Raw genomic sequence first — 17,963 nt, forward strand, 5'->3', positions numbered from 1 at the left:
AGCTCAAAACATAAAATTTATGGCAGTGGCAGAAAGTGCGAAAGAGCGGTATCTCCCACTGCCTTAACGTGCGCCTGAAGAAATTTTCCGCCGGGTGTACATAAAAAGGGTACCGGAAACTTTTCCGGTGCCGGACAGAAGATACCGCAGGAAAAATGGAAACCAACAGGAGCAAGTAAGAAAGGAGCAATTCCATGACCTACAGTTATTTTCCGGGCTGTACGCTGAAGAACAAAGCAAAAGATCTGGATCACTATGCCAGAGAGTGCGCAAAAGTTCTGGGATTTGAACTGGAAGAAATTGAAAACTGGCAGTGCTGCGGAGCTGTGTATCCACAGGCATCCGATGAAATCGCCACAAAACTTTCTTCGGTTCGCGCCTTAGCAGACGCCAAAGAAAAAGGACAGGATCTGATCACAGTCTGTTCCGCCTGTCATCACGTGATCAAACGCGTAAACGATGACATGGCGAATGTAGAAGACATTCAGACAAAAGTAAACAACTACATGGCTCTTTCCGAGCCATATCTTGGCGAAACGAAAGTACTTCATTATCTGGAAGTGCTGCGTGACGTCGTTGGATTTGACAAGATCAAAGAGAAAGTGGTAAACCCATTAAAAGGAAGAAAAATCGGCGCATATTACGGCTGTATGCTGCTTCGTCCGAGCACCACAATGCAGTTTGACGATCCGGAAAATCCGACAATCATTGAAGACTTTATCAAGGCCCTTGGCGCAACACCGGTCGTATATCCGATGAGAAATGAGTGCTGCGGCGGCTACATATCCCTCAAAGAAAAGAAAATGGCATCCAACATGGTAGACCAGATCATGGCATCCGCATCCTACAAAGGAGCAGAAGAACTGATCACTGCATGTCCGCTTTGCATGTACAACCTGCGCAATAACGGAACAAAAGAAGGTCTTCCGGTTACCTACTTTACCGAGCTTCTTGCAGAAGCACTCGGCATCAAAGAGGAGGTGCAGGCATGAAAATTGCAACATCCGATGAAATCCGTGCCATCGCCGGTGTGGATACCAGAAAATGTATGAAATGCGGTAAATGTTCCGCATCCTGTCCTGCTTATAACGAAATGGACATCCGTCCGCATCAGTTTGTATCTTACGTACAGAACGGCGATGTGGAAGCACTGATGAACTCCAAGTCCATCTGGAAATGCCTCTCCTGCTTCGCATGTGTAGAGCGCTGTCCAAGAGACGTAAAACCTGCCAAACTGATCGAGGCAGTTCGTCTTTCCGTGATCCGTCAGAGAGGAGAGAATTATCTTTCTCCGGATGAAATTCCGGCTCTTCTGGATGATGAGACTCCGCAGCAGCTTCTGATGAGTGCATTCCGTAAATATAGAAAGTAAAAAACAACCCATCCACAGAAAGGTGAGAGAAAAGTGCAAAGAATAGGAGTATTTGTCTGCCACTGCGGTACAAATATTGCGGCTACGGTTGATGTCAAAAAAGTTGTTGACGTCATCAGCAAAGAGCCGGGTGTTGTTCATGCAGAGGATTATCAGTATATGTGTTCCGAAACGGGTCAGCAGAAAGTGATCGATGCCATTCAGAACGAGCATCTGACCGGCGTTGTCATCTGTTCCTGCTCTCCGCGTATGCATGAAGGAACGTTCCGCAAAGCAGCAGAAAAAGCGGGCCTGAACCCGTATCAGCTGGAGATTGCAAACATTCGTGAGCAGTGTTCCTGGATTCATAAAGACATGGAAGAGGCTACCGAGAAGGCCGTAATTCTGGCCCGTGCAGCCGTTGCTAAAGTTATGCTGGATACCCCGCTTACCCCGGGCGAGAGCCGCGTTGTAAAACGTGCGCTGGTGATCGGAGGCGGTATCGCAGGTATTCAGACTGCACTGGATATCGCAGATGCAGGCTATGAAGTAGATATCGTAGAGAAGACCCCGAGTATCGGCGGAAGAATGTCACAGCTTGACAAGACATTCCCGACCCTCGACTGTTCTTCCTGTATCCTGACTCCTCGTATGGGAGAGGTAAACGCGCATGAGAAGATCAACATCTATACCTACAGTGAGGTAGAGAGCGTTGGCGGATTCGTCGGTGATTTCAAAGTAGACATCCGTAAGAAAGCAAGATACGTAGATATGGACAAATGTACCGGATGCGGACTCTGTCAGGAGAAATGTCCTTCCAAGAAGAACCTGAGCGAGTTCAACAGAGGCCTGTCCAACCGTACTGCAATCTACACACCGTTCGCACAGGCAGTTCCGAACGTACCGGTTATTGATACTGCAAACTGTATCCACTTCAAAACCGGAAAATGCGGTATCTGCTCCAAAGTCTGTGCAGCAGGTGCAGTAAACTACGACCAGAAAGATGAAGTAATCACCAGAGAGTACGGCGCAATCGTTGTGGCAACTGGTTTCGATACCATCAGTCTGGACAAGTTTGACGAATATTATTACAACCAGAGCAAAGACGTAATTACCTCCCTTGAGATGGAACGTCTGATGAATGCTGCCGGCCCGACAGGCGGTAAAGTAGTACGTCTTTCCAACGGCGAGCATCCGAAGGATATCGTATTTATCCAGTGTGTCGGTTCTCGTGACGTGACCTGCAGAGGAAAGAGCTACTGCTCCAAGATCTGCTGTATGTACACCGCAAAACAGGCTATGCTGGTGCGTGACCATTATCCGGATGTCAATGTACATGTCTTCTACATTGATGTTCGTACCCCGGGTAAAAACTTCGATGAGTTCTATCGCCGTGCGGTAGAAGAGTTTGATGTAGACTACATCAAAGGCCAGGTAGGAAAAGTATCCGAGGCTCCGAACGGACGTCTTCTGGTACAGGGTTCCGACCTGCTTGACAACCGTCAGATCAAAATGGAAGCAGACCTTGTTGTCCTTGCAACTGCCATCGAGCCGAGCAAAGATGCAAGAAAACTGGCTACCATGCTGACCGCAAGTATGGATACCAACGATTTCTTTACTGAGGCACACGCAAAGCTGCGTCCGGTAGAGTCCCCGACCGCAGGTGTCTTCCTCTCCGGCGTATGCCAGGGACCGAAAGATATCCCGGAGACCGTTGCACAGGCAGGAGCTGCTGCTGTCAAAGTAGTCGGACTGCTGGCAAAAGACAAACTGACCACCAACCCGTGTACAGCAGAATCCAATCCGCTGTTCTGTAATGGATGTGCATCCTGTGAAAAAGTCTGCCCATACGGCGCAATTTCCTACGAAGACCGTCAGGTCAACGACCATGGAATCCGTGAAACCAGACATGTGGCAGTCGTTAACGGCGCACTTTGCCATGGATGCGGTGCATGTACCGTTGCATGTCCGTCCGGCGCTATGGACCTGAAAGGATTCTCCAATAGACAAATTCTCGCGGAGGTAGATGCAATATGCCGATAGATAACAACGAAAACAAAGAATTTAAGCCAGTCATCGTGGCATTCTGCTGCAACTGGTGCTCCTACGCAGGAGCAGACCTGGCAGGTTCCAGCCGTCTTTCCTATCCGGCAGACGTAAAGATCATCCGTGTTCCATGTTCCTGCCGTGTCAATCCGCTCTTCATCTTAAGAGCATTCCAGAAGGGCGCTGACGGAGTCATCCTCTGCGGATGCCATCCGGGAGACTGCCATTACAGCACAGGAAACTATTATGCAAGAAGACGTATGACCCTGCTGTTCTCCATGCTGGATTACATGGGCGTTGAGAACGGACGTACCCGTGTGGAATGGGTATCCGCCGCAGAAGGTGTGAAATTCTCCCAGACCATGAACGAGTTCATCGAGCAGGTGAGAAGTCTTGGTAAAAATGTCAGATTGGAGGATTTACGATGCAAGAAAAATTAGTATCACGCGCAAAAGAGCTTCTGTCTGACGGTACCGTAGTCCGCGTTCTTGGCTGGAGAAAAGGCGATACAGATTTCAGCGCAGAGCCTGCATTTTTTGAAAGTGCCGAGAGTCTTGACGAATTTACCTATGACGGATTCTGTGGTGCCAACTTAAGCAAATACATGATTAAAGCATCAAAAGAAGAAGGAAAAACACTCGTTTTCTTAAAACCGTGCGATACCTACAGCTTTAATCAGTTAATCAAAGAGCATCGTGTGGACCGCGAGAAAACCTATATCGTTGGTGTAGGATGTGACGGAAAACTCGATATCGAGAAAATCCGTGAAGCAGGCTGCAAGGGTATTACCGCTGTAACAGAGGACGGCGATACCATCAAAGTTGCAACGGTTTATGGTGACAAAGAGCTGAAAAGAGAGGATGTCATCCTCGAGAGATGTAAGGCCTGCAAGGGTGGAAAACATGTAGCATACGACGAGCTCGCAGAAGGCTGTGACGAGGAAAAACCGGCAAAAGAAGGCCGTTTCGAACTGGTTGAAAAGCTTGAGGCAATGGCTCCGGAAGAACGGTTCGCATTCTGGCAGAATGAGCTTTCCCGCTGTATCCGCTGTAATGCATGCCGCAACGTATGTCCGGCCTGCAGCTGTATCAAATGCGTATTTGACAATGATCGTTACGATACTGCACAGAAAGCAAACACTACGACATTTGAGGAGCAGATGTTCCACATCATCCGTGCATTCCACGTTGCCGGACGCTGCACGGACTGCGGCGAGTGTTCCCGCGTATGTCCGCAGCATATTCCGCTGCACCTTCTGAATCGTAAATTCATCAAAGATATCGATGAGTTCTACGGAGAGTATCAGGCAGGAGAAGACACTGACAGCCGTGCACCGCTCACCAACTTCACACAGGAAGATGTAGAGCCAAGTATCGTCAAGGAAAGGGGTTAAGGGATGTATCAGATTAGCAGAGAAAAAATGCCGGAGCTCCTTGCCGCTGTTGCAAAGGAGATGGATCTTTTCCTTCCGGTACAAAACAATGGAATTACCAATTTCGGTTTCTGGACCGAGGACGCGAAAGTGGATCTCGATACCTTAAAAACCGTAAAATCCCCAAAAGACGCCTTTTTCCCGCAGAGTGAAGTTCTTTACTCCTGCTATCAGAAGGCAAACAAGACCAGCATCGAGCCGGCAGCATTAAAAGATGCGCCGTTCGCTATTTTCGGCGTTCGTCCATGCGATGTCCGCGCTTTCGATGTTCTGGACCGCGTATTCTTAAGCGAGCCGGCTGACGTTTACTATGCAGCAAGAAGAGAGCACGGCATTGTGGTTTCTCTTGCATGTCATGAGCCGGAAGACAGCTGCTTCTGCAAGACCTTCGGTATCGATGCGGCAGAACCGCAGGCTGATGTTGCGATGTGGCAGGTAGCTGACGGTTATGCATGGGAAGCAAAAACCGAAAAGGGTGAGAAGCTGACAGAGCTTGTGAAAGAATACCTTACCGAGCAGGATCTTGCAAAAGAGGTTGAGGCTGAAAAAGAAGCCATCCGTACCCTGATCGACAAGATGCCAAACAGCAATCTCTCCCTCGAGGGATGGGGCGTAGGCAAGACAAAAGAGCGTTTCGATGATCCGAAATGGAAAGAGCTTTCCGATGCCTGCTTAGGCTGCGGAACCTGTACGTTCTCCTGTCCGACCTGCCAGTGCTATGATATCAAGGATTTCAATACAGGAAACGGTGTACAGCGTTACCGTTGCTGGGATTCCTGTATGTACTCTGACTTTACGATGATGGCAGCAGGAAACAACCGTACCACACAGATGCAGCGTTTCCGTCAGCGTTTCATGCACAAGCTGGTTTACTTCCCGGACAACAACGATGGAATGTATTCCTGCGTCGGATGCGGACGCTGCGTAGAGAAATGCCCGCAGTCGCTGAATATCGTAAAAGTCATCAAACGCATGGGAGGTACCAAGTAAATGTGCAATTGTAGTTGTGGAAGCGAAGAAAAGAAAAACGCTTTGCTGCCGCAGGTCGGTATCATCACAGATATCCGCCGCGAAACACCGGACGTAAAGACATTCCGTATCGTTCGTCCGGACGGCACCAAGCTGTTTGAACATATGCCGGGCCAGTGCGCAATGCTCTGCGTGCCGGGCGTTGGAGAGGCGCTGTTTTCCATTACATCCTCCCCGACAAACAAAGAGTACCAGGAGTTCTCCATCAAGGAGTGCGGTACTTTAACAAACTATCTTCATAATATGTCCGTAGGAGATGAAATCCTGGTTCGTGGACCGTACGGAAATCATTTCCCGGTAGAAACTGTATTAAAAGGACAGGACCTGCTGTTCATCGCCGGTGGTATCGGACTTGCTCCGCTGCGTTCCGTGATCAATTACGTACTGGACAATCGTGACAACTACGGTACCGTAGATATCGTTTACGGTTCCCGTTCCAAAGACGATCTGGTACAGTTAAAAGAGATCCAGGAAGTATGGGCGAAAGCAAAAGATGTCAACGTGCATCTGACGATTGACCGTGAGCAGGAAGGCTGGGACGGTCATGTAGGATTCGTTCCGAATTATGTGAAAGAACTGAACATGTCCGTTGACAAAACAGCTCTGATCTGCGGACCGCCGATCATGATCAAATTTGTTCTTCAGGGACTTCAGGAACTGGGCTATGAGAAAACACAGGTTTACACTACTTTGGAGCTTCGTATGAAATGCGGTATCGGAAAATGCGGCCGCTGCAACATCGGAGATAAATACGTCTGCAAGGACGGCCCTGTTTTCCGCTGCGACGAGATTGACGAATTACCGAACGAATATTAAACGGAGGTTGAAGAAAATGCAGGAAATGGTAAATATTTACGTTTACGGCAAGAAGTATTCCGTACCTGGCGATCTGACCATTATGACCGCTATGGAGTATGCCGGATATCAGTTAAAACGCGGATGCGGATGCCGTCACGGATTCTGCGGTGCATGTGCGACCATCTACAGAATCAAAGGAAAGAATGAGCTGAAAACCTGTCTGGCATGTCAGACACAGGTAGAAGACGGTATGTATATCGCAAGCCTTCCGTTCTATCCAATCGACAAGAGAACCTACGATATCGAAGAGATCAGCGCAGAGCAGAGAGTCATGATGGATCTGTATCCGGAAATCTACAGCTGCGTTGGATGTAATGCATGTACCAAAGGATGTCCTCAGGATTTGAACGTTATGCAGTATATCGCATACGCACAGAGAGGCGACTTCAAAAAATGTGCAGAAGAGTCCTTCGACTGCATCGGCTGCGGAATCTGCGCATCCCGCTGTCCGGCCGGAATCTCCCATCCGATGGTAGGAGAGCTGGCAAGACGTCTGAACGGAAAGTACATTGTTCCGAAAGCAGAGCATTTGAAAAACCGTGTAGAAGAGATTCACGAAGGTAAATTCGATGATCTGATTGAACAGGTGATGGGTAAACCAATCGATGAAATCCAGGAACTCTACAATAACCGTGAGATCGAGAAATAAGGAGGGAAATTCGAATGTACACACTGGCTAATATGCAGGAATCCATCAAAAAGGTGGAAGCTACCAGAGCCCAGAGAATGGCAAATGAGCCAAGAAGAATGACAGCGGATGAGAAAGATGCCCTTCTTGCAGCATATCATCCGGACTATAAAGAGGAAGGCTTCATCACCCTGAAAGTCGGCCCGAACAAAGGTGAGAAAGTTCCGACAGAGCTCGGCTATCTGCTGGAGTCCAACAGCCGTATTTTAGGTGTTGATATTGACCTTGACAAAGTAGATTACGACGTAGACGTACTCGTTATCGGTGCCGGCGGAGCAGGTTCTTCTGCCGCGATCGAAGCACACGAGGCAGGCGCAAACGTTATGATTACCACCAAGCTTCGTATCGGTGATGCAAACACCATGATGGCAGAGGGTGGTATCCAGGCAGCAGACAAAGAGAATGACTCCCCGGCACAGCATTATCTCGATGCATTCGGCGGCGGACACTTTGCTGCAAGACCGGAACTGCTCCGCAAGCTCGTAATGGAAGCTCCGGATGCAATCTCCTGGCTGGAAAACCTCGGCGTTATGTTCGATAAAGATGAGAACGGCCGTATGGTAACAACACACGGCGGCGGAACATCCAGAAAACGTATGCATGCGTGCCGTGACTACTCCGGCGCAGAGATTATGAGAACTCTGCGTGATGAAGTCATCAACCGTGGTATTCCGGTCGTTGAGTTCTCATCCGCAGTAGAGCTGATCAAAGACGATAAGGGACAGGTTGCCGGTGCTGTTCTCCAGAACATGGAGACCGGAGAGTATCAGGTAGCAAAAGCAAAAACAGTTATCATTGCAACCGGTGGTGCAGGACGCCTTCACTACAACAACTTCCCAACCTCCAACCACTACGGTGCAACCGCTGACGGTCTGATCCTCGGATACCGTGCAGGTGCTCCGCTTCTGTATCAGGATACCATTCAGTACCATCCGACCGGAGCTGCTTACCCGGCTCAGATCTTCGGTGCTCTGGTAACCGAGAAAGTACGTTCTCTTGGCGCAATGCTCGTAAACGTAGACGGCGAAGCTTTCATGCATCCACTGGAAACCCGTGACGTATCCGCAGCAAGCATTATTCGTGAATGCTCCGACGACCGCAACGAGGGCGTTGAGACTCCGCAGGGCAAGGCTGTATGGCTGGATACCCCGATGATCGATCTGCTTCACGGAGAAGGAACCATCGAGAAGAGAATTCCGGCTATGTTCCGTATGTTCATGCAGTATGGTATCGATATGAGAAAAGAGCCGATTCTGGTTTATCCGACCCTGCATTATCAGAACGGCGGTCTGGAAATCAATGGCGAAGGCTTCACCAATACGGTAAACAACCTGCTTGTAGCAGGCGAGGCTGTCGGAGGAATCCACGGAAGAAACCGTCTGATGGGTAACTCTCTGCTTGACGTTATTGTATTTGGCCGCGATGCAGGAAAAGCTGCCGCAGCAAAAGCAAAAGACGTAACGCTTGGCAAGATGAATCTGGATCACGTTGAGAAATACGCTGAGATCTTAAAAGAGGCAGGTATTGATACCGGTATGGTATCTCCGCAGCTTCTGCCGAATTATGCAGGTAAAAGACACCTGTAAAATGCAGTAACCGCGAAAAAGCGTGTCGGAAGGGGGCGGCGTTTAAAAGCCGCTTCCGGGACACGCTTTCCGTGCTGAAATCCAAAAGGTTTTTCGGTACGATAAATCATAGAAGTAAAGAAAGGTGGAGAACCCCATGCGTGAAATTCAGGCTAGTACCATTACGGATGTGGTAGAGAAACTTTGTATCGAAGCAAACTACCATCTTCCGGAAGACGTAAAATGTGCCATCACAGGCTGCCGTGCCTGCGAGGATGGCGAGATTGCAAAAGGTGTTCTGGACAAAATCGTAGAAAACTATGAGATCGCAGACGCACAGAACGTGCCGATCTGCCAGGATACCGGAATGGCATGTGTTTTCCTGGAAATCGGACAGGATGTGCACATCGCAGGAGGAGATCTTGCAGAGGCAGTCAACGAAGGTGTCAGAAGAGGATATGACAAAGGATACTTAAGAAAATCCGTTGTCAAAGATCCGGTCAGAAGAGGAAACACCGGCGACAATACACCGGCTATGCTCTACACCGAGATCGTTCCTGGCGAGCAGATCAAAGTTACCGTAGGCCCGAAAGGCTTCGGAAGCGAAAATATGAGTATGATCCGTATGTTCAAACCGTCCGCAGGTCTTCAGGGAATCAAGGATTTCATCCTGGAAGTTGTTGAGACAGCAGGTCCGAACCCATGCCCGCCTATGGTAGTCGGCGTTGGTATCGGCGGAACCTTCGATAAATGTGCACTGCTTGCGAAAAAAGCACTGATGCGCCCGATCGATTCCGAGAACCCGGATCCGTTCTACGCAGATCTGGAAAAAGAAATGCTGGAGAAAGTCAACAAACTCGGCATCGGACCGCAGGGCTTTGGCGGAAAGACCACAGCCATCGGCCTCAACATTGAGACAATGCCGACTCATATCGCGGGAATGCCGTGTGCAGTCAACATCAACTGCCATGTTACCCGTCATAAAACGGAGGTGATCTGATCATGGAAAAACATATTCAGCTGCCTTTAACAGAAGAACTGGCAAAAACACTGCATGCCGGAGATACTGTATATCTTTCCGGAACCATCTATACCTCCCGTGACGCAGGCCACAAGAGAATGTGTGAAGCGCTCGCAAGAGGAGAAAAAATCCCGTTTGATCCGACAGACGCTACGATTTACTACGTAGGACCGACCCCTGCAAAACCAGGCCAGGTCATCGGATCTGCAGGTCCTACCACCAGCGGCCGTATGGATGCGTATGCTCCAACCATGATGTCCGTAGGCGCAAGAGGAATGATCGGTAAAGGCGCACGTCTTCCGGAAGTGGTAGAAGCCATGAAGAAATATCATGGCGTATACTTCGGAGCCATCGGCGGAGCCGGCGCACTGCTTGCAAAATGCATCAAAAAAGCAGAGCTGATCGCATACGAAGATCTCGGCGCAGAGGCACTTCGCCGTCTGGAAGTAGAAGATATGCCACTGTTTGTTATTATCGACAGCTACGGAAACAATCTGTATGAGATGGGAAGAAAAGAATACTTAGAAGCGCATAAAGAAGACTAAATGTTACGTTTCGCCGGGTATCTGTGAATGATGATAACGACGAAATACAAGAGAGACCATAGAGCTGTCTGAAAAAATCAGACAGCTCTTAAGCTGAAAAGACATCAGGGCATTAACACTTGCAAGCGACTTTCGGCAGAAAAAGAAATGAAAGAGGAAGAAAAACATGACTGTAGAAATGATAAGCCACTTACTGGAAGCACTGATGATCCTGTGCTTTGGCCTGTCCTGGCCGCTGTCCATTTATAAATCTTGGACTTCAAGAACAGCAAAAGGAAAGAGCCTTTACTTTGAGGTGTTCATCTGGATCGGATATATTTTCGGTATTGCCAACAAATTTATCAGCTATATGAACAACCCGGACAAAGACTGGATCTTTTTCCTTGCATGGGCTTTCTATTTCCTGAACATTGCAGAGATCACCGTAGATATGGTGCTGTACTTCCGCAATGTGAAGCTGGATAAGAAAAGAGAAGCAGAGAAATAAGACAGCGGAATACAGTTAAACGAATCCCCGTCCGTGCGGCAGATTATGCTGCATGGGCGGGGATTCTTACGTTTGTCTTAAGTTGCCTTACGATTTCTAAGATGGATTGCATGGTGGGGAGATCGTTTGATATAATGGGAGTATCAGAAACGAAAGCCAAAAATCGGAAGGGAGGATTTTTATGAGACGGTATGCATGGGTAACAGCAGTGTGTCTGGCGGCACTGATGGCAAGCGGATGCGGAAATCAGACAGGGCAGGAAACCAAACAAAATTCGGTGAGCGTATCGGAGAGTGCAGCATCCGGTGAACCAGAGGCAAAATCAGATGATGTGGGATCGGATGGAGATGCGGTGAAAGAGGCCGGGGATGGTTTGGAGAACGACGAAGAAGGAAAAAACGAAAAAGGAGCTTCCGCCGTAAAACTGGAAGAGGGAGAAATCTACCGGGATGATCTGGACGGGGATGCGTCAGAGGAAGAAGTTTCTTTTTCTTTTGAGGGTGATGGGAAAAATGGTCATGACTTCGAAAACTATAAGTATATTCTGACGCTCAACTATGGAGAGCATGTGAAGCAGTTCGAGATCCTGGGCGGATATGAAGCAACCTGGATAATACGAACAAAGAGTGGTGGCCACTATTTGTATCAGGAATCGTATCACGAAGACGGACTATATTCGGTAACCGTTTTCCGGGTATCATCGGATGAAGCTGTGGACCTTGGCTGTCTGGATGGAAGAATTGGAGATAACGGTATAGAAGATGTCAATGCGTTTTCCTGGGTGGAAAGAATCAATCTGCTGGGAACGTATAAAGGGGAACGGAATGTCGGGATCGGAAGCGAGGGGCTCCCGGAGGCGAAAGAAGATGCGTGGAAAATTATCTGGGACAAAAAACCGCTCGTTCTGAAGCAGGAACTGGAAGTTATCGTTCAAAACGAAGACGGAAGCACAGAAAACAGAGTCCTTCCGGCAGGTACGGAACTGATCCCACAGGAAACCGATAAAGAAACGTATCTGGATGCAGAAACTTCGTATGGAACACAGTGCCGGATTGAAGTGGAGACAGAAGACGGATATACTTATATGATTCACGGGGTAGATGAGCATGCATATTTTGCAGATCTTCCGTATGCCGGATAAAGCCGCGAAAAGAAGGGATTGCAGGAACGGGAAAAGAACGGTATACTGTGTATAGAATCTGCTTGACTTAAAGTGCACTTTATAGTTTAGAATAAAGAAAGCTGGAGATTTGCGGTGTCAGAAAAGAGAAGGTTCTGACAAAGCAGAGGTTTCGGCTTTCTTTTTATGTTGTATTGTATGTGGGTGTGAAAAAAAGGAAAAAACGAAAACGAGGTGAATGCTTTGGAGGCAAGAGAGGTATTAGAAAAAGTAAAAAACAACGAAATTTCGATCGAGGAGGCAGAAAAATATTTCAAAAAAGAGCCATTCGAGGAGATGGGATATGCGAAGCTGGATACGCACCGTGAAATCCGGAGCGGATTTGCGGAGGTCATTTTCTGTGCACGGAAGGCGGATGAACATCTGCTGAAGATTTTTACGCGTCTGTATGAGCAGGATGGGGAGGTCTTCGGAACGAGAGCCAGTGAGCATCAGTATGAGCTGATCCGGGAAAAGTTTCCGGAAGTGGTGTATGATCCGCTGTCCCATATTTTGAAAATAGAAAAAAAAGACAAGAAGCGGATCGGCAAAATCGCCGTCTGCACGGCTGGAACCGCGGATATTTCCGTTGCCGAGGAGGCGGCGCAGACCGCAGAATACTTTGGTGCAAACGTTGAGCGTATCTACGATGTCGGTGTGAGCGGTATCCACCGCCTGCTGTCGCGTCTCGATACGATTCAGAGCGCCAACTGCGTTGTAGCCGTTGCCGGTATGGAAGGAGCGCTGGCAAGCGTGCTCGGCGGCCTGGTGGATAAGCCTGTCATCGCAGTTCCGACCTCTGTGGGCTACGGGGCCAGTATGAACGGTCTTTCGGCACTGCTTACGATGATTAATTCCTGTGCGAACGGAATTGCTGTCGTAAACATCGACAACGGTTATGGGGCCGGATATATTGCAACACAGATTAACAGAATGGGGGTGCATAAAGATGAGTAAAAGTTTATATCTGGAGTGCGGGAGCGGAATCAGCGGGGATATGACCGTTGCGGCTCTGCTCGATCTGGGAGCAGACCAGGAGGTACTGGAGAAGGCACTGGCAAGCCTTCAGCTGCCGGGATACAAAGCTGCCGTTACGAGAGTGAAAAAATCGGGGCTGGATGCCTGCGACTTCAATGTCATTCTGGATGCGGAGCATGAGAACCACGATCATGATATGGCGTATCTGCATGGGGATATGGCGGAAGTGCATGCGCATGGAGAGGAGCATGTACACCATCATGAGCATATGCACGATCATGAGTATGTACACAAGCACGAGCATACGCACGATCATGAGCATGTACATGACCAGAAACATACACACAGCCATGACCAGGAACACGCAGGAGAGCATCATCACCATCATGAGCACCGCGGCCTGCCGGAGATTCTTGCCATTATCCGCCGCGGTGATCTGACACCGGGAGCGAGAGCTCTGGCAGAGCGGATTTTCCAGATTCTTGCAGAAGCAGAAGCAAAAGCGCACGGTGTGCCGCTCGATCAGGTGCATTTTCACGAGGTAGGAGCGGTCGATTCCATTGTAGATATTGTTGCCGCCGCCGTCTGCCTGGACAACCTGGCGCCGGACGAGGTGATTGTGACGGGGCTCTGCGAGGGAAGCGGTTTTATCCGATGCCAGCATGGACTGATCCCGGTTCCGGTACCGGCCGTTTTAAATATCGTGCAGACGCACGGCCTGACGCTTATTCCAACCGGAATCAAGGGCGAGCTTGTTACACCGACCGGTGCAGCTATTGTTGCTGCTATCCGAACAAAAGAGAAACTTCCGTCCTCATTTAAATGCACGAAAACAGGTCTTGGAGCCGGAAAACGGACGTATGAGCGGCCGTCACTTTTACGGGCTATGATGCTGGAAACCGAGGAAAATGACGAAAAAGATACGATCTGGAAGCTGGAATGCAATATCGACGACTGCACCGGTGAGGCACTCGGTTACTGTATGGGAAAACTGCTGCAGGCAGGTGCAAGGGATGTTCATTATATTCCGGTCTATATGAAGAAAAACCGTCCAGCATATCAGCTGGATGTGATCTGCGAGGAAGAAAAGCGGGAAACACTGGAGAATATTATTTTCACGGAGACAACCACGATCGGAATCCGTCGCTGCCAGATGGAGCGTACCGTGATGAAACGCGAATTTGCAACGATCACGACCGAATACGGGGATGCCGCTGTCAAGATCTGCCGTCATGGAGAGATAGAAAAAGTTTACCCGGAGTACGAGAGTGCCGCACTCATTGCTGAAAAAAGCGGTATGCCGGTTGGTGAGGCCGGTGCGTGGATCGTACAGAAATATAAAGAAGGAAAGTAAAAAACATGAGATATTTGAAACCACATTTTTACGATCAGTTTACATGCACAGCAGGAGATTGTCCGGATACCTGCTGCGCCGGCTGGCAGATTGTGATCGACGAGGATTCTCTGGAGCGGTACGGAAAGGAGCAGGGCGAGTTTGGAAAACGTCTGCGCAATTCCATCGACTGGGAAGAGGAGTGTTTCTATCAGAAGAACCGCCGCTGTGCTTTTTTGAATGATGAGAATCTCTGTGACCTCTACAAGGCACTGGGCCCGGATGCGCTTTGCGATACGTGCCGTCTGTACCCGAGACATACGGAAGAATATGAGGGACTGCGGGAGCTTTCCCTGTCCCTTTCCTGCCCGGAGGCGGCGCGAATCATTCTGTCCTGCCAGGAGCCGGTGCGCTTCCTTGCGGAGGAGACCGACGAGGAGGATGATTTCGAAGAGTTCGATTTCATGATGTTCTCGCAGCTGGAAGATACCAGAGATGTTCTGTTCAAAATTCTGCAGAACCGTACGATGCCGCTGCAGGAGCGCATGAGGGCGGCGGAACAGCTTGCCGAACAGTATCAGATCTGCATGGAAGAACAGCGGGAATACGATATTGATGATCTGCTTCGGAAATATGAGAAGCATTTGGAAGAGGGAACCTTAAGCGAGTGCGCGGCGGAAAGTCTGGCCCAAAAAGGTGTGGACGCTGCGGGATTCCACGTATGGGAACGTCAGAGAAAAGAACTGGCTGTTCTCCGAAGCCTCGAGCGCCTGCGCCCGGAATGGGATGAGGTGCTTGACGGTACAGAAAAAGTGCTGTACCAGAATGGCGAATCTGCTTACCAGGCTATCTGTGAAGAATTCCACCGCACCTTTGGAGCGAAAAGCAGCCGTCGTGCCGAGTGGGAAAACATAGGCGAGCAGCTTCTGATGTTCTTCGTCTACACCTATTTCTGCGGTGCCGTCTACGATGATATGGTCTGTTCCAAAATGGAACTTGCCCTTTTCTCCGTTCGCTGGATCCAGGAAATCCTGCTTGCGCGGTGGCTGGAAAACGGAAAAACACTTTCCATGCATGACGTTGAGGAGCTTTCCTGGCGTTACGCACGCGAGGTTGAGCATTCCGACGATAACCTGAATGCGCTCGAGGACTGGCTGTTTGAGACTTACGCGCCGGAAGGATGTGTACTGGAAGAAGAACAGGAATAGAAGAGGAAGAAAAATCATGCAGGAAAAGCAAAAGAAATAGATGCTGCGTATTGCGCTTTATCTGGTTGGAATTATTGTGCTGGCACTTGGCATCACATTGAAAACAAAGACGAACCTCGGCGTGTCGCCCATCATCTCCATTCCGTACGCTGTGGCACAGATTTTTGGCTATGAAACAGGAACGGCAGTCTTTGTGGCGTATCTGATCTTTATCGTATTACGGATTGTGCTGCTGAAAGGAAAATTTCCACCGTTCCAGCTCTTACAGGTTGCGGCCAGCTACCTGACCAGCGCCTTTATTACCATCTTTGACCGGGTTCTCCCGGTACCTGAACAGATGGGAAGCCGGCTTCTTGTCCTTGCCCTTGCTATCGGAATGATCGGTGCAGGACGACCGGTGGGAATCGGAATCGGCACTGTTGTAGCCATGGTCTGCACGGGAAGAGTGATCGCGCTGTTTAACCATTTTGGAAAGAAGAAAATAGAAGAAATCACAATCGCATAGCACGCCAATACCCCTGTCGAAAAACCTTGAGTTTTCGGTGGGGGTTTGTTATAATGAAAGACAGCGAAAGAAAAATTTTTTGATTTGTCATAAGGCGTTTGTTTGCGTTATGAGAAGTGCGAAGGAGGAAGTGGCAAATGAACTTAGTTATTACGATGAGCCGCCGGTTTGGCACAGGGGCGAGTATTATTGCAAAAGAACTTTCCGAGAGACTGCATATCCCGGTATATGATAAGGACGATGTAGAGCACGGCATGCGTGAAAATGCCTTTGAATCTGAGGCGGATGCGATCTGCGAACTGGCAAAACAGCCGTGTATTATTATTGGACGGTGCGCTTCGGAGTTTCTGAAAAATAAGAGCAACGTCATTAATATTTACGTTTGCGCGGACAAAGAGGATCGCATCAATCGTATCATGAAGTTGTTTTCTCTGACAAGAGAAGCTGCTGAGGTGATGCTGGAAGAGACCGATAAGCAGCGTGCCGAGTATTATTACAAGAATACCGGAAAAACATGGGGAGATGTGAATAACTATCATATGATCCTGAATACATCGGATCTTGGCATCGAGAACTGCGCAGATATTCTGATGCGGTATTTTGAAATGAAAGATTATATCTAAACGAGATACAGAAAAAGTAAGAGATTATAAAAAATCAGGTGTTTCCCAAAAAGAGAAGCACCTGATTTTTTGATCCCATTTAGTAAGTCTGATACGTATTGCTGTAACTGCGGCCAGAGAAGTAATTCTGTTTCAGAACCAGAAACAGTTCGGCATCGGTTGCGTACTCATACGGATTCGCATAGAAGAGACCGACAAGACCGCAGGTGATGGAAGAGAGAATCTTCCATCCGATAAAGGAAAGATCCAGGATGAAGGCATTCATTTTTTCGCCATCCATCATTTCACGGCTGATCCGAAATGCGTCCTCTGTGGAAAGATCCGGGCAGTCGGCTAAAAGATACGGTACCATACGGTATTCATAAGATTTTACAATTCCAGGAATAATAAGAAGCAGCGACCAGAGGAAAGTGTAAAGCTTCATCAAAAACAGAGTCCAGACTGTTTTTCCGTAGGTGCCATTCTGGAATCCAGACAGCATATAGCCAAGTCCCGCTTTTTCCATTGAGTTTTCGATGAAAAACCTTGCGCCTCCGACTTCGAAGGGAGCCAGGATAAAAATGTCGATGAGAATAAATGCAAGTCCGATGATAAGAAGCACAATACCACCGAAAACAGAAAAAACAAATTTAACCGGACCAAGCGGGGTGAATCTTTCAGCAAAAGATGCAACATTAAGGTTATCGGAAGAAATGGTAAATCCGGATATACTGGACGTATTGTGCTGATTTCCATTATTGGAATTTCCGGAATTGGAAGTACCGCTTCCGACCAGCAGCGTCAGAATCAGGGCTGCTACCACACAGATCCAGTAATTGCGTAAAAATGCGGCTTTTCCGCGGGTTTTCAGTTGCTCTCGTGTCCACATAAAAAGACCTCCCTCTTAATGTAAGTGTAAACAGCAGACAATTCTGCCAAGTCACGATTATCTTACCATGGAGCAGGTGAAACATCAAGACAGCTTAAGGAAAGTTTAAGAAATTGGCAGAAAGATTAAAGTGGAAATGTGCATTCTTAAATAAAGATTTTACTTGTGAAGCGGGGATGAATGTGCTATAATCTCTCCGGTGCGTCAGAACGCAGCGGGGCCGGGTTTCTCCGGGGTGCGTTCTGAAAAAAAAGAAACCTGTACGTT

General features: G+C 48.6%; 19 protein-coding genes. 18 read left to right on the forward strand and 1 reads right to left on the reverse strand.

Annotation, left to right across the window (positions count from 1 at the left end; translation table 11 throughout):
• Nucleotides 1–194: 194 nt before the first annotated feature.
• The 18 genes from I2G42_RS04165 to I2G42_RS04250 all read left to right on the forward strand — a co-directional run bounded on the left by I2G42_RS04165 (nucleotide 195) and on the right by I2G42_RS04250 (nucleotide 16,828).
• Nucleotides 195–992, forward strand: a complete 798-nt coding sequence (locus I2G42_RS04165; protein ID WP_022461168.1) for a CoB--CoM heterodisulfide reductase iron-sulfur subunit B family protein — start codon at nucleotides 195–197, stop codon at nucleotides 990–992.
• Nucleotides 989–1,372 carry a 4Fe-4S dicluster domain-containing protein gene (locus tag I2G42_RS04170; protein WP_055219367.1) on the forward strand — a complete coding sequence of 128 codons (384 nt, stop codon included), beginning with the start codon at nucleotides 989–991 and terminating at the stop codon, nucleotides 1,370–1,372. Before I2G42_RS04165 ends, I2G42_RS04170 begins: the two co-directional genes overlap by 4 nt.
• A 33-nt stretch (nucleotides 1,373–1,405) precedes the next feature.
• On the forward strand, nucleotides 1,406–3,394 hold the full coding sequence (locus tag I2G42_RS04175; RefSeq protein WP_055265381.1) for a CoB--CoM heterodisulfide reductase iron-sulfur subunit A family protein: 1,989 nt from the start codon (nucleotides 1,406–1,408) through the stop codon (nucleotides 3,392–3,394).
• Nucleotides 3,385–3,837, forward strand: a complete 453-nt coding sequence (locus tag I2G42_RS04180) for a hydrogenase iron-sulfur subunit (protein ID WP_055227524.1) — start codon at nucleotides 3,385–3,387, stop codon at nucleotides 3,835–3,837. Before I2G42_RS04175 ends, I2G42_RS04180 begins: the two co-directional genes overlap by 10 nt.
• Entirely contained in the window at nucleotides 3,822–4,790 is a 969-nt protein-coding gene (locus tag I2G42_RS04185; protein WP_022461172.1) for a 4Fe-4S dicluster domain-containing protein, read from the forward strand. Before I2G42_RS04180 ends, I2G42_RS04185 begins: the two co-directional genes overlap by 16 nt.
• A 3-nt stretch (nucleotides 4,791–4,793) precedes the next feature.
• Nucleotides 4,794–5,819, forward strand: a complete 1,026-nt coding sequence (locus tag I2G42_RS04190; RefSeq protein ID WP_055227522.1) for a 4Fe-4S dicluster domain-containing protein — start codon at nucleotides 4,794–4,796, stop codon at nucleotides 5,817–5,819.
• Nucleotides 5,820–6,674, forward strand: coding sequence for an FAD/NAD(P)-binding protein (locus I2G42_RS04195; RefSeq protein WP_022461174.1), 855 nt, complete (start codon nucleotides 5,820–5,822; stop codon nucleotides 6,672–6,674). It abuts the gene before it with no gap.
• A 16-nt stretch (nucleotides 6,675–6,690) separates the two neighbouring features.
• Nucleotides 6,691–7,365, forward strand: coding sequence for a 4Fe-4S dicluster domain-containing protein (locus I2G42_RS04200; RefSeq protein WP_055219362.1), 675 nt, complete (start codon nucleotides 6,691–6,693; stop codon nucleotides 7,363–7,365).
• Nucleotides 7,366–7,379: 14 nt separating this feature from the next.
• Nucleotides 7,380–8,990, forward strand: a complete 1,611-nt coding sequence (locus I2G42_RS04205) for an FAD-dependent oxidoreductase (RefSeq protein ID WP_022461176.1) — start codon at nucleotides 7,380–7,382, stop codon at nucleotides 8,988–8,990.
• A gap of 136 nt (nucleotides 8,991–9,126) precedes the next feature.
• Nucleotides 9,127–9,969 carry a fumarate hydratase gene (locus I2G42_RS04210; RefSeq protein WP_022461177.1) on the forward strand — a complete coding sequence of 281 codons (843 nt, stop codon included), beginning with the start codon at nucleotides 9,127–9,129 and terminating at the stop codon, nucleotides 9,967–9,969.
• Between the two features lie 2 nt (nucleotides 9,970–9,971).
• Nucleotides 9,972–10,535 (forward strand): Fe-S-containing hydro-lyase, encoded by a 564-nt coding sequence (locus I2G42_RS04215; RefSeq protein WP_055227520.1) that lies wholly within the window; start codon nucleotides 9,972–9,974, stop codon nucleotides 10,533–10,535.
• 166 nt (nucleotides 10,536–10,701) lie between these two features.
• A complete protein-coding gene (locus tag I2G42_RS04220; RefSeq protein WP_022461179.1) occupies nucleotides 10,702–11,022 on the forward strand; it encodes a hypothetical protein in 321 nt (106 codons plus the stop codon).
• A 181-nt stretch (nucleotides 11,023–11,203) separates the two neighbouring features.
• A complete protein-coding gene (locus tag I2G42_RS04225; protein ID WP_055227518.1) occupies nucleotides 11,204–12,163 on the forward strand; it encodes a hypothetical protein in 960 nt (319 codons plus the stop codon).
• A 222-nt stretch (nucleotides 12,164–12,385) separates the two neighbouring features.
• Nucleotides 12,386–13,138: a nickel pincer cofactor biosynthesis protein LarB gene (gene larB, locus I2G42_RS04230; protein WP_195530761.1), complete on the forward strand. Its 753-nt coding sequence runs from the start codon at nucleotides 12,386–12,388 to the stop codon at nucleotides 13,136–13,138.
• A complete protein-coding gene (larC, locus tag I2G42_RS04235; protein WP_055227516.1) occupies nucleotides 13,131–14,513 on the forward strand; it encodes a nickel pincer cofactor biosynthesis protein LarC in 1,383 nt (460 codons plus the stop codon). Before larB ends, larC begins: the two co-directional genes overlap by 8 nt.
• Nucleotides 14,514–14,518: 5 nt before the next feature.
• Nucleotides 14,519–15,700, forward strand: coding sequence for a flagellin lysine-N-methylase (gene fliB, locus I2G42_RS04240; RefSeq protein ID WP_055227514.1), 1,182 nt, complete (start codon nucleotides 14,519–14,521; stop codon nucleotides 15,698–15,700).
• Between the two features lie 40 nt (nucleotides 15,701–15,740).
• A complete protein-coding gene (locus I2G42_RS04245; protein WP_055227512.1) occupies nucleotides 15,741–16,205 on the forward strand; it encodes a DUF6198 family protein in 465 nt (154 codons plus the stop codon).
• Nucleotides 16,206–16,342: 137 nt separating this feature from the next.
• Nucleotides 16,343–16,828: a cytidylate kinase-like family protein gene (locus I2G42_RS04250; protein WP_055227510.1), complete on the forward strand. Its 486-nt coding sequence runs from the start codon at nucleotides 16,343–16,345 to the stop codon at nucleotides 16,826–16,828.
• 79 nt (nucleotides 16,829–16,907) lie between these two features.
• On the opposite strand, the gene I2G42_RS04255 is transcribed toward I2G42_RS04250, so the two are convergent.
• On the reverse strand, nucleotides 16,908–17,696 hold the full coding sequence (locus I2G42_RS04255) for a DUF975 family protein (protein WP_055227508.1): 789 nt from the start codon (nucleotides 17,694–17,696) through the stop codon (nucleotides 16,908–16,910).
• Nucleotides 17,697–17,963: the final 267 nt, after the last annotated feature.

This window comes from Fusicatenibacter saccharivorans, from assembly GCF_015557635.1.
GTDB lineage: Bacteria > Bacillota > Clostridia > Lachnospirales > Lachnospiraceae > Fusicatenibacter > Fusicatenibacter saccharivorans.

Bases quoted from the DNA above. Each gene is read 5' to 3' on its own strand.
- I2G42_RS04165 (WP_022461168.1), top strand. From the start codon at position 195: ATGACCTACAGTTATTTTCCGGGCTGTACGCTGAAGAACAAAGCAAAA.
- I2G42_RS04170 (WP_055219367.1), top strand. From the start codon at position 989: ATGAAAATTGCAACATCCGATGAAATCCGTGCCATCGCCGGTGTGGAT.
- I2G42_RS04180 (WP_055227524.1), top strand. From the start codon at position 3,385: ATGCCGATAGATAACAACGAAAACAAAGAATTTAAGCCAGTCATCGTG.
- I2G42_RS04185 (WP_022461172.1), top strand. From the start codon at position 3,822: ATGCAAGAAAAATTAGTATCACGCGCAAAAGAGCTTCTGTCTGACGGT.
- I2G42_RS04190 (WP_055227522.1), top strand. From the start codon at position 4,794: ATGTATCAGATTAGCAGAGAAAAAATGCCGGAGCTCCTTGCCGCTGTT.
- I2G42_RS04195 (WP_022461174.1), top strand. From the start codon at position 5,820: ATGTGCAATTGTAGTTGTGGAAGCGAAGAAAAGAAAAACGCTTTGCTG.
- I2G42_RS04200 (WP_055219362.1), top strand. From the start codon at position 6,691: ATGCAGGAAATGGTAAATATTTACGTTTACGGCAAGAAGTATTCCGTA.
- I2G42_RS04205 (WP_022461176.1), top strand. From the start codon at position 7,380: ATGTACACACTGGCTAATATGCAGGAATCCATCAAAAAGGTGGAAGCT.
- I2G42_RS04210 (WP_022461177.1), top strand. From the start codon at position 9,127: ATGCGTGAAATTCAGGCTAGTACCATTACGGATGTGGTAGAGAAACTT.
- I2G42_RS04215 (WP_055227520.1), top strand. From the start codon at position 9,972: ATGGAAAAACATATTCAGCTGCCTTTAACAGAAGAACTGGCAAAAACA.
- I2G42_RS04220 (WP_022461179.1), top strand. From the start codon at position 10,702: ATGACTGTAGAAATGATAAGCCACTTACTGGAAGCACTGATGATCCTG.
- I2G42_RS04225 (WP_055227518.1), top strand. From the start codon at position 11,204: ATGAGACGGTATGCATGGGTAACAGCAGTGTGTCTGGCGGCACTGATG.
- larC (WP_055227516.1), top strand. From the start codon at position 13,131: ATGAGTAAAAGTTTATATCTGGAGTGCGGGAGCGGAATCAGCGGGGAT.
- fliB (WP_055227514.1), top strand. From the start codon at position 14,519: ATGAGATATTTGAAACCACATTTTTACGATCAGTTTACATGCACAGCA.
- I2G42_RS04245 (WP_055227512.1), top strand. From the start codon at position 15,741: ATGCTGCGTATTGCGCTTTATCTGGTTGGAATTATTGTGCTGGCACTT.
- I2G42_RS04250 (WP_055227510.1), top strand. From the start codon at position 16,343: ATGAACTTAGTTATTACGATGAGCCGCCGGTTTGGCACAGGGGCGAGT.
- I2G42_RS04255 (WP_055227508.1), bottom strand. From the start codon at position 17,696: ATGTGGACACGAGAGCAACTGAAAACCCGCGGAAAAGCCGCATTTTTA.